The sequence below is a fragment of the Apibacter sp. ESL0404 genome (assembly GCF_019469245.1).
Lineage (GTDB): Bacteria > Bacteroidota > Bacteroidia > Flavobacteriales > Weeksellaceae > Apibacter.
The window spans coordinates 1,659,724-1,675,623 of the sequence record NZ_CP048267.1 but is presented as its reverse complement, the minus strand read 5'-3'; the positions used below and the strand labels follow the sequence as shown (position 1 = coordinate 1,675,623).

At 33.7% G+C, this 15,900-nt stretch carries 9 protein-coding genes; 1 reads left to right on the top strand and 8 read right to left on the bottom strand.

What is annotated here, in order from left to right; all coding sequences use genetic code 11:
- The first annotated feature begins 17 nt into the window (after nucleotides 1–17).
- The gene (locus GYM72_RS07080) at nucleotides 18–554 is read left to right on the top strand and encodes an adenine phosphoribosyltransferase (protein ID WP_220263914.1); all 537 of its coding nucleotides are present in this window, start codon (nucleotides 18–20) and stop codon (nucleotides 552–554) included.
- A gap of 85 nt (nucleotides 555–639) precedes the next feature.
- Here the strand turns inward: GYM72_RS07080 and GYM72_RS07075 are convergent, their stop codons facing one another.
- The 8 genes from GYM72_RS07075 to rplA form a co-directional block, all read right to left on the bottom strand.
- Nucleotides 640–2,220 (bottom strand): SusD/RagB family nutrient-binding outer membrane lipoprotein, encoded by a 1,581-nt coding sequence (locus GYM72_RS07075; protein WP_220263913.1) that lies wholly within the window; start codon nucleotides 2,218–2,220, stop codon nucleotides 640–642.
- A gap of 14 nt (nucleotides 2,221–2,234) precedes the next feature.
- Nucleotides 2,235–5,432 (bottom strand): SusC/RagA family TonB-linked outer membrane protein, encoded by a 3,198-nt coding sequence (locus GYM72_RS07070; RefSeq protein WP_220263912.1) that lies wholly within the window; start codon nucleotides 5,430–5,432, stop codon nucleotides 2,235–2,237.
- Between the two features lie 227 nt (nucleotides 5,433–5,659).
- Entirely contained in the window at nucleotides 5,660–5,962 is a 303-nt protein-coding gene (locus GYM72_RS07065) for a DUF3467 domain-containing protein (RefSeq protein ID WP_105298070.1), read from the bottom strand.
- Between the two features lie 17 nt (nucleotides 5,963–5,979).
- Complete coding sequence (gene rpoC, locus GYM72_RS07060) at nucleotides 5,980–10,254, bottom strand: DNA-directed RNA polymerase subunit beta' (protein ID WP_160557118.1); 4,275 nt, start codon at nucleotides 10,252–10,254, stop codon at nucleotides 5,980–5,982.
- Between the two features lie 61 nt (nucleotides 10,255–10,315).
- Nucleotides 10,316–14,140: a DNA-directed RNA polymerase subunit beta gene (gene rpoB / locus GYM72_RS07055; protein ID WP_220263911.1), complete on the bottom strand. Its 3,825-nt coding sequence runs from the start codon at nucleotides 14,138–14,140 to the stop codon at nucleotides 10,316–10,318.
- 91 nt (nucleotides 14,141–14,231) lie between these two features.
- Nucleotides 14,232–14,609: a 50S ribosomal protein L7/L12 gene (gene rplL / locus GYM72_RS07050; RefSeq protein ID WP_105298067.1), complete on the bottom strand. Its 378-nt coding sequence runs from the start codon at nucleotides 14,607–14,609 to the stop codon at nucleotides 14,232–14,234.
- 52 nt (nucleotides 14,610–14,661) lie between these two features.
- Entirely contained in the window at nucleotides 14,662–15,186 is a 525-nt protein-coding gene (rplJ, locus tag GYM72_RS07045; protein ID WP_105298066.1) for a 50S ribosomal protein L10, read from the bottom strand.
- Nucleotides 15,187–15,204: 18 nt separating this feature from the next.
- A complete protein-coding gene (gene rplA, locus GYM72_RS07040) occupies nucleotides 15,205–15,897 on the bottom strand; it encodes a 50S ribosomal protein L1 (protein WP_105298065.1) in 693 nt (230 codons plus the stop codon).
- Nucleotides 15,898–15,900: the final 3 nt, after the last annotated feature.

Sequence of the window (15,900 nt, the reverse complement as noted above, 5' to 3'; positions counted from 1 at the left end):
AATTAAAAATGAATTGAATGAAAGAATTAAGTTTAGGCCAAGAAATAGATTTACATATTGATAGAGTTCAAGATTTTCCAAAAGAAGGCATTCAATATAAAGATATTTCTCCCATATTTTTAAATGCAGATTTGTGTACCAAAATTGTAAAAGCTTTTGCTGATTTAAGTAGAGGTAAAATTGATGCAGTTTGTGGTATTGAGAGTAGGGGGTATTTATTTGGAGTTCAAATTGCCAGGGAGCTTGGTTTGCCGTTTATATTGGTACGTAAAGCAGGGAAATTGCCTCCTCCGATAATTTCCCAAGAATATGATTTAGAATATGGTTCAGCAATTATTGAAGTTAAAAAAGGACACATTAAGCCGGGACAAAGAATTCTTATTCATGATGACGTTCTAGCAACAGGAGGAACAGCTTCTGCATGTGCTAAATTAGTGCAAAATTGTGATGCAGTAGTCTCTCAATTTAGCTTTATATTGGGACTTTCCTTTTTAGGAGGTTTAGACGAGTTAAAAAAGTATACACAGGATATTCAATTATTGGTAGAATATTAAATTTTAAAAATTGCTTTATAAATATAACAACGCTCTGTTTATAATTAAACAGAGCGTTATTCATATATGAAATTTTAACTAAGTATCAATTTACATCCCAAACTAATTTTGTTTTCATATCATCAGGTCCTCCCAATCCTTTAACAGCTTCATAATAATTTTTTGAATTCTGTGTAGAAAGATGAGAAGGATAAGGAATACGTGACGGTAGATCAGTCACATTAATGACTAAAGGCTTAAAAGTATAGGTAGTACCTTCAGGAGTTGTATTATACGCTGGAAGAGTATGCGATTGATCAGGTAATAATAAAGTTTTAGGATACCCGGTTCTTCTATATTCAGCCCATGCTTCATGGGGTTGCATATAAAGTGCAATATATTTTTGTGTAAGTACATTTTCTTCGTTTGCTGGCGGCAAAATGCTTAAAAAGGCTGTTTGATCTGCAGCAGATACATTCCACTTATCGAGTGAAGCTTTTACACCACTTTCATAATGTATTTGATCCCAATTATTTAATTCGGATAATATAAATTCAACTTCAGCATATTCCATAAGTACTTCACCTCTGTTAATATGTAAAACGTCATAACTAGGGAAAGAAATAGTGCTGGAGGTAAAAATTTCAGATGCCATTCCGCTTGTTATACCGTAAGGCATTCCCTCATAATCATCCAAATTAGTGGATGATTTATACGTATTATTTTTTACATCGTCTATACTTGCTTTTTTAGGAGATGAGAATTTATAAAGTCTTGGATCAGAAGAAAAATTACCTGTTTTTCCTTTTAATAAATCAATAAAAGTATTTGTGACTGCAAAATCAGTTCTATTTTTAACAAAATAAGCTATCCACATTGGATTTGCATCTGATGTAGTGTTCCCATACGCAAATACTGCATTATCATCATTAGATGTAAATACACCCATTGAAATTGCATCATTAGCTTCGGCTAATGCTTCAGGTAAAACGTTTTTTAAACGATTAGCTAATCTTAGACGTAAAGAATTAGCAAATTTTTTCCATTTTATTCCCTTACCTTCATATATGTGATCTCCTGTTGTAACTTTTTCAGAGGTATCAAGTTGGCTGGAAGCTTCTTTTAATTCTTTTAAAATGTCTTTATATATGGTTATTTGTGAAGCAAATTTAGGGGTTTTATATTTTTCAACCTGTAAAGCCTGAAAATCTGGATTAGATTGTCCCCCGTAAGACCAATAAGGAACATTTCCGTAGGTATCTGTAAGTTGCATAAATAAATAACTTAACATTATTCTTGCGACAGCTATTTGATTGTTTATAGCACCAAATTGCACATTGCTTATCGGATCGGCTTCTACTAATTCAATGGAGGTTTTAAGATTTTCTGCAGCGCGATAATAATCTTTCCACAAGCTTTGATTAGCTCCGTCTCTATATTGATATCGATCTTCTTCCGTATAATTTACCTGACACCAATATTGTATCCATGGAAGAACCATTCTTCCGGATCCCCATTCATCTCGAGTGTTATCAATAAAATATCGGCTACCGTATCTAAATGTAGTGTAACCGGGTACTTTCTCCGGATTATTGGGATTGGTATTGATGTTTTCAAAATTATTATCGCAAGATATAGTGGCAGACAGAAAAATTAGAGAAGCTATATAGATGGTTATTTTTTTCATATTAAATATTTTAATTAGAATTTAACTTGCACATTAATTCCAAATGATCTTGTAGTAGGCATGGATCCTCCTTCAATCCCTGAAGCATTTCCACTACCATAATTAGCTACCTCAGGATCCATGGATTTCCAATCTAATCCCCATACAAATAAATTTCTTGCAAAGGCAGAAAATGTTATGGAATTAATAAAATCTCCTAAATATTGAGTAGGAAGGGAATAAGCCAATGATAATTCACGTAGTTTGATGTAATCCGCATCGAATACATTTTGTGCGCTAGGTCCACTAAAAAAATGCTTAGAATAATCGGTTGCTGAAACTCTAATATCATTAGGATTTCCATCTTCTTTAACACCGTCTACAATAATACCATTTTCTCTAATTCCATTAGCAGCAGTTTCGGGCAATATTCCTGAGCTCATCCCCCACATATGGGTTGTTGAAAAATATTTACCTCCTTTTTGCCAATCTATTTGAAATCCTAAACTCCAATTTTTATAAGTGAAAGAATTTCTAAATGTCATATTAAAATCGGGAAGTATTGATCCTAAAGGTACGTTTTTATCGGTTTTCAGATATAGCCCATCACTACCCACTACTTTTTTTCCATCTTTATAAACAAAGTCTGTCCCATAAATTTGTCCGTATCTATATCCTGGAAGTGCAACTACAAAAGCATTAAAGGGAGCTTTTGCTATGGTTAATGAACTTAAATCCTCACTCAAAGATTTGATTTCATTATCAGATTTTGAAAAATTATAATTAAAATCCCATCTAAAATTCTCTTTTCTAATTGGAACTATATTCAATGAAACTTCTATTCCTTTATTAACTAATTTTCCAGCATTCATCATTGCATATTTGAAACCGGCAGAACCGTCTAAAGGTACTTTAGTTATTAAGTCTTTGGTGGTAGTTTGATATAATGAAATATCCCCGTTTAATCTTCTTTGGAACATTTGAAATTCTACTCCCAATTCAAAAGATTCCAATTTTTCGGGTTTTAATTTATCTGTTTTAGCAACAGTTGTTAACCAAAACCAAGGATCTTTTAAATACAAGCTGCCATAATCCGGATCCTCTTCCTCATCTATATTGTAAAATGTATTGATGAGTTGATAAGGATCAGTATCATTTCTAACTTCAGAATATCCCCCTCTAATTTTTAAAAATTCCAACCAATTGCTGGTAAGATATCTAGTAACTACAAAACTGGTTGCTACCGATGGATAGAAAAAAGAATTGTTTTTAGAAGGTAAAGAAGAAGACCAATCATTTCTACCGGTAGTTTCTAAGAATACAAAATTATCATATCCTAAACTAAAAGAATAAAACAAACTGTTTACTCTTTTCTTTTCTTTTTCATTCATAACTAAAGATGGCTCTAATGAATTATTTAGATTATACCAGTCTCTTATAATTAGCCCTCCTTTAGTTTTTCCATTCATTCTTCTATATGTGTATTCCCTTCGGTTAGTTCCGGCAAAAGAATTAAGTGAAAAGTTCCCTATATTTTTGTCATAATGAAAAGTTGCTTCATAATTTAAATCAGTATATTTTCTTTCAGAAATTTTAAATTCAGAAAGAGCATGTGATCCAACAGCTGTCCTGTTTTCTGTATGAAGAGTATAGGTATCAAGCATTACCTTTCCATTTACATACATATCTTTTGTTAAATTATAAATTAAACCGGCGGTACCATACAAACGATCTCTATTATCTTTATTGGTATTTTTGTTTATAGTCCAATAAGGATTATCCGAATAAGCGGGTTTTGGATTATCCCAAGATTCTCTGTTCCAAGTTCTTTGAGTACCGTCTGCTAACTCATATTTTTGAAGATCATTATAGTCTAATGAGGTTTGACCAAAATGAAACATTTTTTGAATAATGTTGTTATTATCATATCCCACTTCAGGTCTGTTGAAACCTCTTGTAGAAGTATAAGCTGCAGAAGCATTTATTTTTAAATCATCAGATAATTTAGAATTCAGATTCATGGATAATGAATTTTTGGTTAAGTCTGAATTTGGAGTTATTCCGGATGATTTAGTATTATTATATCCTAATCTGATATTAGTATTTTCAACACTTCTGCTAAAAGATATACCATTATTGTATGTTACACCGGTCTTGAAAAATTTCTTGTAATCATTTTTAGGATATATCCATGGTTTTGCAACTAAATAATCATTTGAAAATTCAGGATCAAATGCATTCCAATGTAAGACTTTAACATTTGGATCGTATTTAGGACCCCAAGATTCGTCGGTTCTATAGTCAACCACCAGGTAATCCACACCATTAATATTTTTTGTTGCAAATGTTTTGCTTCCGCCACCACCATATAATTTTTGCTGATGAGGCATTTTGTAAACTTTGTCAAATACAACACCTGAATTAAAGACAATCTCAGTTTTACCTCTTTTTGCTTTTTTTGTGGTAATCATTATAGCTCCATTCATGGCTCTGGATCCGTATAATGCCGCGGCAGTAGCTCCTTTAAGCACGGAAATATTTGCTATATCGTCGGGATTAATATCACCGAATGAATCTCCATAATCAATACCACCTGCACCTCGTTCAGTGTTTTTATCATTGATATTTTGATCAATTAAAGGAATACCATCTACAACAATAAGAGGTTTATTGGATTGAGATAGAGACCTCATTCCTCTTAATCTGATTTGTGTTGAACCCCCCATGGTTCCACTATTATTAACGATTTGCAATCCCGAAACTTTTCCCGAAAGTGAATTAATTGGATTACTTTCCCTGGTAATAGAAAGATCGTCGCCATTTACTGATTGAGTCGCATAACCCAACGACTTTTTTTCTCTTGTGATACCTAAAGCAGTTACTACGACTCCTTCAATTACTGTTTCCTTTTTTTCAGCAGGTTCTTTGCTTTCTGTAACTGGAGACTGTAGAACCACATCATAGAAACTTTGATCATTAACAATAAAACTTGCAGTTTCGTCATCAAATGATAAAATTTCGATGGTTTGTCCGGGTTCAGCATCAATTGAAAAATTTCCTGAGTCGTCAGTATACGTTTTTTTGGTAGATCCTTGTATCGTAACAGAAACATCAGCTTGTGGCTGACCGTCACTCCCAAGAACTTTCCCGCTAATCGTTTTCATCTGAGCCCAGGCAAAAGCCGAACCCAAGAAGATAAACGAAAATCCTAAGAAAATTCGGTTTACTCTCATATCTAATACATTAATTTATCGTTTCAAATATATAATATATTTTTTAATTATCGTAAAATAATTGTTAAATAATTACATAATTCACAAATTAATTCCTTTATTTAGTTGTCTATATTATAAAAATATCGGCCTTTTATGATGTAAACTATTAAACCATTAATAAAAAAAGCCGAGGGTTTACCTCGGCTTCATTATTATTATAAATAATTTGTTGACTTTTAGACTATTTAAGCTTGACCTTTAGGACCAAAATTTAAATGGTAGGTATCATCTTTAACTGCACCAAATTGTTGTTCGAATTTTTGAATATTATCAGTTAAAGCTGTTAATAATCGTTTCGCATGTTCAGGAGTTAAAATGATTCTTGATTTAACTTTAGCCTTAGGGACCCCCGGCATTATTTGTATAAAATCTACTACGAACTCAGTCGGAGAATGATTTATTAATGCCAAATTTGAAAATACCCCGGAAGCTACTTCATCCGTCAATTCAATATTTAAGTCTTGTTGATTCTGATTTTGATTTTCCATTTCGAATTAGTTTTTGGTTAAATTTTTTCGGTTATCATTTCCTCAAATTCCTTATTCGAACCTACAACTACGTGTTGATATTCAGTTAAACCGGTACCGGCAGGGATTCTGTGTCCTACGATAACATTTTCTTTCAATCCGTTTAGATAATCAACTTTACCGGCAACAGCAGCTTCATTTAAAACTTTAGTTGTTTCTTGGAAAGATGCTGCAGAGATAAATGATTTGGTTTGTAAAGAGGCTCTTGTAATACCTTGTAGTACAGGACTGGCAGTAGCCGGAAGCGCTTCTCTAGCTTCAACCAATTTCTTATCTTCACGTTTCAATTTAGAATTTTCATCTCGAAGTTCCCTTGAAGTAATAATTTGTCCGGCTTTTAATTCCAAACTGTCTCCGGGATCAGTAATAACTTTCATTCCGAAAATACGATCATTTTCCTCAATAAAGTCAATTTTATGTTCAAGATTACCTTCTAAGAATTTAGTATCACCGCAATCAACAATTTCTACTTTAGTCATCATTTGACGAACAATAATTTCGAAATGTTTATCATCGATTTTTACCCCTTGTAATCGGTATACTTCTTGAATTTCATTTACTAAATATTCCTGAACGGCAGTAGGCCCTTTGATGTTAAGAATATCGTTAGGAGTTATAGCTCCATCAGATAAGGCATCTCCAGCATGAACGAAGTCATTTTCCTGTACAAGAATCTGATTAGATAATTTAACCAAATATCTTTTAATTTCACCGGTTTTAGACTCTATAACTATTTCTCGATTACCTCTCTTAATTTTACCGTAACTAACTACACCGTCAATTTCTGAAACAACAGCCGGATTGGAAGGATTTCGTGCTTCAAAAAGCTCGGTAACACGCGGTAAACCACCTGTAATATCCCCGGCTTTAGCTGATCTTCTTGGTATCTTTACTAAGATTCTTCCTGCCTTAATTTTTTCACCATCATTTACGATAAGGTGTGCACCAACCGGTAAGTTAATTGATTTTAACTCATTCCCTTTAGTATCTAATATTTTTAAGGTAGGAATTAATTTTTTATTTCTAGATTCTGAAATTACTTTTTCTTCAAATCCGGTTTGTTCGTCTATTTCTAGTTGATAAGTGGAACCTTGCTCAATTTGTTCGTATTCGATCTTACCGGCAGTTTCAGAAAGTATAATTGCATTATACGGATCCCATTTACAAATGATATCTCCTTTCTTAACTTCATCACCTGATTCAACTAATAAAGTAGAACCATACGGAATGTTGGTAAGCATTTGAATGTTTCCTTCCGCATTTAATAATTTAAATTCTGTGGAACGAGAAACAACGATTGAAACTTTATTTCCGTTTTCGTCTTCACTTTCAACAGTTCTAATATCATCAAATTCAACTTTTCCGTCTCTTTTAGCAACAATGCTGCTAACTTCTGCAACGTTTCCTGCAGTACCTCCCACGTGGAAGGTTCTTAAGGTAAGCTGTGTACCCGGTTCACCGATAGATTGAGCTGCAATAACTCCAACCGCTTCCCCTTTGTTGATTAATTTATTAGTTGAAAGGTTTACACCATAACATTTAGCACAAATACCTTTTTTAGATTCACAAGTTAAAGGCGAACGAACTTCCACTGATTCAATTCCGGATTGTTGAATTAATTTAGCTATTTCGGAAGTTATCATTTGATCCGCTTCAATTAATAGCTCATCTGTATCAGGATGGTATACATCATGAAGAGATACACGTCCTAAAATTCTTTCAGATAATGGTTCAACAATTTCGTCATTTTTCTTCAACGGAGAAATTTCGATACCTCTTAAAGTTCCACAATCTTGCTCATTAATAATAACATCTTGAGCCACATCCACTAAACGACGAGTCAAATAACCTGCGTCAGCGGTTTTTAATGCGGTATCTGCAAGACCTTTACGAGCCCCGTGAGTAGAAATAAAGTATTCAAGGATGGAAAGTCCTTCGCGGAAATTAGAGATAATAGGGTTTTCAATAATTTCACCTCCGGAAGATCCCGCTTTTTGAGGTTTTGCCATCAATCCACGCATACCTGCTAACTGACGAATCTGTTCTTTAGATCCCCGTGCACCGGAGTCAAGCATCATATATACAGAGTTGAATCCACCTTTGTCGGTTTTCATTCGTTGCATGATTAAATCTGTTAATCGTGCATTGGTATTAGTCCAAACATCAATTACCTGATTATATCTTTCATTATTGGTAATTAATCCCATATTATAGTTAGCTCTGATCCCATCCACTTGTTCATTCGCTTCCTGAATCATAATTTTCTTTTCTTCAGGAGTTTTAATATCACCTAAGCTAAATGATAATCCACCTTTAAATGCAGTTGCATAACCTAAAGTTTTCATATCATCCAAAAACTTAGCTGTGGTAGGGAAATCGGTTCTTTGTAATATGGTACCGATAATGTTACGTAATGATTTTTTAGTCAATACTTCATTGATGAAACCTACTTTTTTAGGTACGATTTTGTTAAATAACACGCGCCCTACAGTAGTTTCAATCATTTTTTCAACTAATTCTTCACCTTCTACAACTGTTGCTTTTACTTTAATGATAGCATTTAAATCTACTGCTTTTTCATTATAAGCAATATCTACCTCTTCAGAAGAATAGAAAATAGATCCGTGTCCTTTAACTTTAATTTCGTCCGTAGGTGTTAATGGTTTAGTCATATAATATAATCCTAAAACCATATCTTGTGAAGGTACTTGAATAGGAGATCCGTTAGCCGGATTTAAAATGTTTTGAGAAGCTAACATCAATAATTGAGCTTCCAAAATAGCTTCCGGTCCTAAAGGTAAATGCACCGCCATTTGGTCACCGTCAAAGTCTGCATTAAATGCAGTACAAACTAACGGGTGAAGACGAATAGCTTTTCCTTCAATCATTCTAGGTTGAAATGCTTGAATACCTAAACGGTGAAGAGTAGGGGCACGGTTCAACAATACCGGATGTCCTTTCATTACATTTTCCAGGATATCGTAAACTACCGGCTCTTTTCTTTCAATAATTCTCTTGGCAGATTTTACAGTTTTTACAATTCCTCTTTCAATTAATTTACGAATGATAAAAGGTTTATAAAGCTCTGCAGCCATATCCTTAGGAAGTCCGCACTCATGAAGTTGAAGGGAAGGACCTACAACAATTACCGAACGAGCAGAATAATCCACACGTTTACCTAATAAGTTTTGACGGAAACGTCCTTGTTTTCCTTTTAAGGAATCAGACAGAGATTTTAAAGGTCTGTTAGATTCAGATTTAACCGCAGATGATTTTCTGGTATTATCAAATAAAGAATCAACAGCTTCCTGAAGCATACGCTTCTCATTACGTAAAATTACTTCAGGGGCTTTAATTTCAATTAATCGTTTTAAACGATTGTTTCTGATAATAACCCTACGATATAAATCATTTAAGTCAGAAGTAGCAAAACGCCCTCCATCTAAGGGAACTAACGGACGTAAGTCCGGAGGAATTACAGGTATTACTCTCATGATCATCCATTCCGGTCTGTTAATACGACCATTGGAATTAGCATCTCTGAAAGATTCAACTACTTGTAATCGTTTTAACGCTTCTGTTCTTCTTTGTTTGGAAGATTCATTATTGGCTTTATGTCTTAATTCATAAGATAAAGCATCTAAATCTGTTCTCTTTAAAAGTTCTTCCAAACATTCTGCTCCCATTTTGGCAACAAATTTATTCGGATCAGAATCATCTAAATATTGATTTTCAATAGGAAGAGTTTCTAATATATCTAAATATTCTTCTTCCGTTAAAAATTCAAGATGTTCTAATTCTTCACCATTTAATTTTTTAGCTATTCCGGCTTGAATTACTACAAAACGTTCGTTGTAGATAATCATATCCAGTTTTTTGGATGGAATACCTAATAAATATCCAATTTTATTGGGTAAAGAACGGAAATACCAGATATGTGCCACAGGCACTACCAAGTTGATATGTCCGATTCTTTCACGTCTAACTTTTTTTTCCGTTACTTCAACTCCACATCGATCACAAACAATTCCTTTGTAACGTATTCTTTTATATTTCCCACAAGCACATTCGTAGTCCTTTACCGGACCGAATATTCTTTCACAAAACAAACCGTCTCGTTCAGGTTTATGAGTCCGATAATTGATTGTTTCAGGTTTTAAAACCTCTCCTCTAGATTGTTGTAATATACTTTCCGGAGAAGCTAATCCGATTATAATTTTACTAAATTTGCTAGTTCTTTGTTTAACTGCCATTATTTTGTAATCAATTAAATTGAAAAAAATTTAAATTTATTAAGAGTTAAGAAAGAAATATTTATTCTTCCAATCTTACATCCAACCCTAAACCTTGTAATTCATGTAAGAATACATTAAATGATTCAGGTATACCCGGTTCAGGCATTGGTTCACCTTTAACAATTGATTCATAGGCTTTAGCTCTACCTATTACATCATCAGATTTAATTGTTATAATTTCTCTTAGAATGTTTGATGCTCCGAAAGCTTCTAAAGCCCAAACCTCCATTTCTCCGAATCTCTGACCTCCAAATTGAGCTTTACCTCCTAATGGTTGCTGAGTAATTAATGAGTATGGTCCGATTGAACGTGCGTGCATTTTGTCATCAACCATATGTCCTAATTTCAACATATAGATAACTCCCACAGTTGCTTTTTGCTCAAAACGTTCTCCGGTTCCTCCGTCATATAAATAAGTAGTTCCCCACTGTGGTACTCCTGCTTCTTTTGTAAGTTCATCGATTTGCTCGGAAGTAGCTCCATCGAAGATAGGAGTTGCGAATTTTTTACCTAATTTTTTACCGCACCATCCTAAGATAGTTTCATAAATCTGTCCAATGTTCATACGGGAAGGTACCCCTAATGGGTTAAGGACAATATCTACCGGTGTTCCGTCTTCTAGGAATGGCATATCTTCATCACGTACAATTCTAGCAACAATACCTTTGTTACCGTGACGACCTGCCATTTTATCTCCAACATTTAGTTTACGTTTTTTAGCAATATAAACTTTTGCCAATTTAACGATACCGGCCGGTAATTCATCTCCAACAGAAATAGTATGTCTTTCTCTATTTAGAGAACCTAGTAAATCGTTATGTTTTATTTTATAGTTGTGAAGCAATTCTTTAATAGAATTGTTTTTATTATCATCTAAAGTCCAATTTTCTCCAGCTAAATTAAAATAGTCATCAATACTAGATAAAAGCTTTTGAGTGAATTTTACTCCTTTTGGTATTACTTCTTCATTTAAATCATTATAGATTCCTTGAGAAGTTTTACCATTTAGAAGGACATATAATTTCTCTAATAGTTGATTTTTTAAATCATTAAGCTTTACTTTAAATTCAGCTTCTAATTGTTCAATTTTTAATTTTTCGTCCCCTCTTTTACGTTTGTCTTTAATGTTACGTGTAAATAATTTTTTATTAATTACCACACCTTTTAAAGAAGGTTCTGCTTTTAGAGAAGCATCTTTTACATCTCCGGCTTTATCCCCGAATATGGCACGAAGTAATTTTTCTTCTGAAGTTGGGTCAGATTCTCCTTTAGGAGTAATTTTTCCTACTAAAATATCTCCGGGTTTAACTTCTGCTCCAATACGGATCATACCGTTTTCATCAAGATCTTTAGTAGCTTCTTCACTTACGTTTGGAATATCCGGTGTAAGTTCTTCCATACCTAATTTGGTATCACGAACTTCTAAAGAATATTCGTCTACGTGAATAGAAGTAAACCAGTCTTCGCTAACTGCTCTTTGATTAATAACAATCGCATCCTCAAAGTTATATCCTTTCCAAGGCATGAAAGCTACTAGAAGGTTTCTACCTAAAGCAAGTTCTCCATCTTCAGTAGCATAACCTTCAGTTAAAACTTGACCTTTAGAAACTCTATCACCTGCTTTAACGATTGGTTTAAGCGTTATAGAAGTACTTTGATTGGTTTTTCTGAATTTCGTTAATTTATATGTTTTACTTGCAGAATCAAAGCTAACTAATTCTTCTTCTTCGGTTCTGTCGTATTTTATAGTAATAATGTTAGCATCCACATATTCTACTACTCCTTCACCTTCTGCATTAATTAAGATACGCGAATCTTTAGCTACTTGAAATTCTAAACCGGTTCCTACAATTGGAGCTTGAGGTTTTAATAGGGGTACTGCTTGACGCATCATGTTTGAACCCATCAAAGCACGGTTCGCATCATCGTGCTCAAGGAAAGGAATTAATGAAGCGGAAATACCTGTAATTTGATTAGGTGCAACATCCATCAGATCCACCTTATCAGGTTCAACAACCGGATAATCAGCTTCCTCTCTGGCAACAATTCTCTCATCAAGAATTTTACCATCGATGTCCATATTGATGTTCGCTTGAGCAATAATTTTTCCTTCTTCCTCTTCCGCAGTTAAATATTGAGGTTCGGATTCTAAATCTACTTTACCGTCAACAACTTTTCTGTATGGGGTTTCCATAAATCCTAAGTCATTGATTCTAGCGTAACAGCCTAAAGAAGATATCAAACCGATGTTCGGTCCTTCCGGAGTTTCGATAGGACAAATTCTACCGTAATGAGTGTAGTGTACGTCTCGCACTTCAAATCCGGCTCTTTCTCTTGATAAACCACCGGGACCTAATGCAGACATACGTCTTTTATGGGTAACCTCAGATAGTGGATTGGTTTGATCCATGAATTGAGATAACTGATTAGTTCCAAAGAAAGAGTTGATAACTGAAGTTAAGGTTTTAGCATTGATCAAGTCAATAGGAGTGAACACTTCATTATCACGAACGTTCATTCTTTCTTTAATGGTTCGAGCCATACGAGCTAAACCTACACCAAATTGACCGGCTAATTGTTCACCAACAGTTTTAACACGACGGTTAGATAAGTGATCGATATCATCAACTTCAGCTTTTGAGTTGATTAATTCAATTAAATATTTAACAATTGCGATAATATCGTCTTTTGTTAAAACTTGAATATCTTCTGATATATTTAATCCTAACTTTTTATTAATACGATAACGACCTACTTCACCTAAAGAGTATCGAGCATCAGAGAAGAATAATTTATCGATAATTCCTCTAGCCGTTTCTTCATCAGGTGGTTCAGCATTACGTAATTGACGATAGATATATTCTACAGCTTCTTTTTCGGAATTGGTAGAGTCTTTTTGTAATGTGTTATGAATTATTGAGAATTCATTGCTGTTTTCTTTATGAACTAAAATAGTTTTAATTCCGGAATCTATGATTAAATCAATATGTTCCTTTTCTAAAACAGTTTCACGGTCAAGGATAATTTCATTTCTTTCAATAGAAACCACCTCACCGGTGTCTTCATCAACAAAGTCCTCGAACCAAGTATTTAAAACTCTTGCAGCTAGAGTCCTTCCTAACATCTTTTTTAGGTTGGATTTATTTACTTTTACTTCTTCTGCAAGATCAAATATTTCTAATATATCTTTATCACTTTGATAACCGATTGCACGAAGCAAGGTTGTCATCGGAAGTTTTTTCTTTCTGTCAATGTAAGCATACATCACGCCATTGATATCGGTAGCAAATTCCATCCAAGATCCTTTAAATGGAATAATTCTGGAAGAATATAATTTAGCACCGTTGGCATGATAAGATTGTCCAAAAAATACACCAGGTGAACGATGTAATTGGGATACCATAACTCTTTCAGCACCGTTTATAATAAACGAACCGCTTGGTGTCATATAAGGAATAGGACCTAAATATACATCTTGAACTACTGTTTCAAAATCTTCATGTTCGGGGTCGGTACAATATAATTTAAGACGTGCTTTAAGTGGTACACTATAAGTTAATCCTCTTTCAATGCATTCTTCAATAGAGTATTTTGGAGGATCAACAAAATAATCTAAAAATTCTAAAACGAACTGATTCCTAGTATCGGAAATAGGGAAATTTTCAGTAAACGTTTTAAAAAGTCCTTCGTTTTTTCTTTGATCAGGACGGGTTTCTAATTGAAAAAAATCCTGAAATGATTTAACCTGTATATCCAGGAAATCAGGAAATTCAATTTGTCCTTTAGAGTGAGAGAAACTAAATCTCTTAGGGTTTTGAGTTTTTGACGCCAATGATTTACTCATATGATATATTAAAATCTTTAAAACACAAATAGGCTTAGACCTTACCAATGTTAAATTGGAGGCCTAAACCTTTATTTTTAGGTAGAATGAATTATTTCAATTCAACTTCAGCTCCAGCTTCTTCAAGCTGTTTTTTAAGACTTTCTGCTTCGTCTTTAGCTACTCCTTCTTTAATTGGAGTAGGAGCTCCATCTACAGCATCTTTAGCTTCTTTTAGACCTTTACCTGTAAGATCTTTAACTAATTTAACAACAGCTAATTTGTTAGCTCCTGCAGCTTTAAGAATAACATCGAATTCTGTTTTTTCTTCAGCAGCACCAGCATCAGCACCAGCAACAGGTGCAGCCATAGCTACAGCAGCAGCAGCAGGTTCAATACCGTATTCTTCTTTTAATATTTCAGCTAATTCATTAACTTCTTTTACTGTTAAATTTACTAGAGTTTCAGCTAATTGTTTTAAATCTGCCATTTTTAATTTTGTTTTAATTTTTGTTTAACAACTATTTATTATGAGTGTGAAATTATTCTTCTTTTTCAGATAAGGTTTTAACCAAACCGGCAATGGTATTCCCACCAGATTTAAGGGCAGAAACAACATTTTTAATTGGAGATTGAAGTAATCCAATAATTTCTCCAATAAGCTCTTCTCTGGATTTAAGATTTGCCAATGTTTCTAATTGAGCATCTCCTACAAATACTGCAGAATCAATCCAAGCAGCTTTTAGTAATGGTTTTTCAGTTTTCTTTCTGAAATTTTGTATTAATTTAGCCGGAGCATTTCCTTTTTCTGAAATGAAAATAGTAGAGTTTCCTTTTAGACTTTCAAAAACACCTGAAAAATCTTTATCTTCTACATTTTCCATTGCTTTTCTAAGAAGGGTGTTTTTAACAACTTTCATTGAAATTTCACCTTTGAAACAAGCTCTTCTTAGTTCTGAAGTCTGTTGTGCATTTAATCCATCAGTATCAGCTATATATAATACATTTGTACTTTCAAGTACTTCCTGTAATTCTTTAATTACCTCTGTTTTTTCTTGTTTTGTCATGTTTTGGTAAAATTAAAATTAGTTAATACCTTTAGGATCAATAGCAATACCCGGACTCATAGTAGAGGATAGGTATATACTTTTCACATAAACTCCTTTTGCTGCCTGAGGTTTTAATTTTATTAAAGTAGAAATAATTTCTTGTGCATTCTCTTGAATATTTTTTGCATCGAAAGATACTTTACCTATTGCAGCATGTACAATTCCGTATTTATCTACTTTAAAATCTATTTTACCTGCTTTCACTTCTGAAATTGCTTTTCCTATTTCAGTGGTAACTGTTCCGGTTTTAGGATTGGGCATTAATCCACGAGGACCTAAAACTCTTCCTAAAGGACCTAATTTACCCATTACTTGAGGTTGAGTAACAATTACATCAACATCTGTCCATCCATCTTTTATTTTTTGTAGATAATCATCCAAACCTACATAATCAGCACCTGCGTTTTTAGCTTCCTCTTCCTTATCGGGAGTAACTAAAGCTAAAACACGAGTTTCTTTACCTGTACCATGAGGTAAAGATACAACTCCACGCACCATTTGATTAGCCTTACGTGGATCTACTCCTAAACGTACAGCTATATCAACGGATGCATCAAATTTAGTATAATTAACTTCTTTAACTAAATTGGAAGCTTCCTCTAATGTATAAAGTTTTGATTTATCTACTTTAGCAACTACTGCTTTTTGTTTTTTCGTTAAAACTGCCATGAT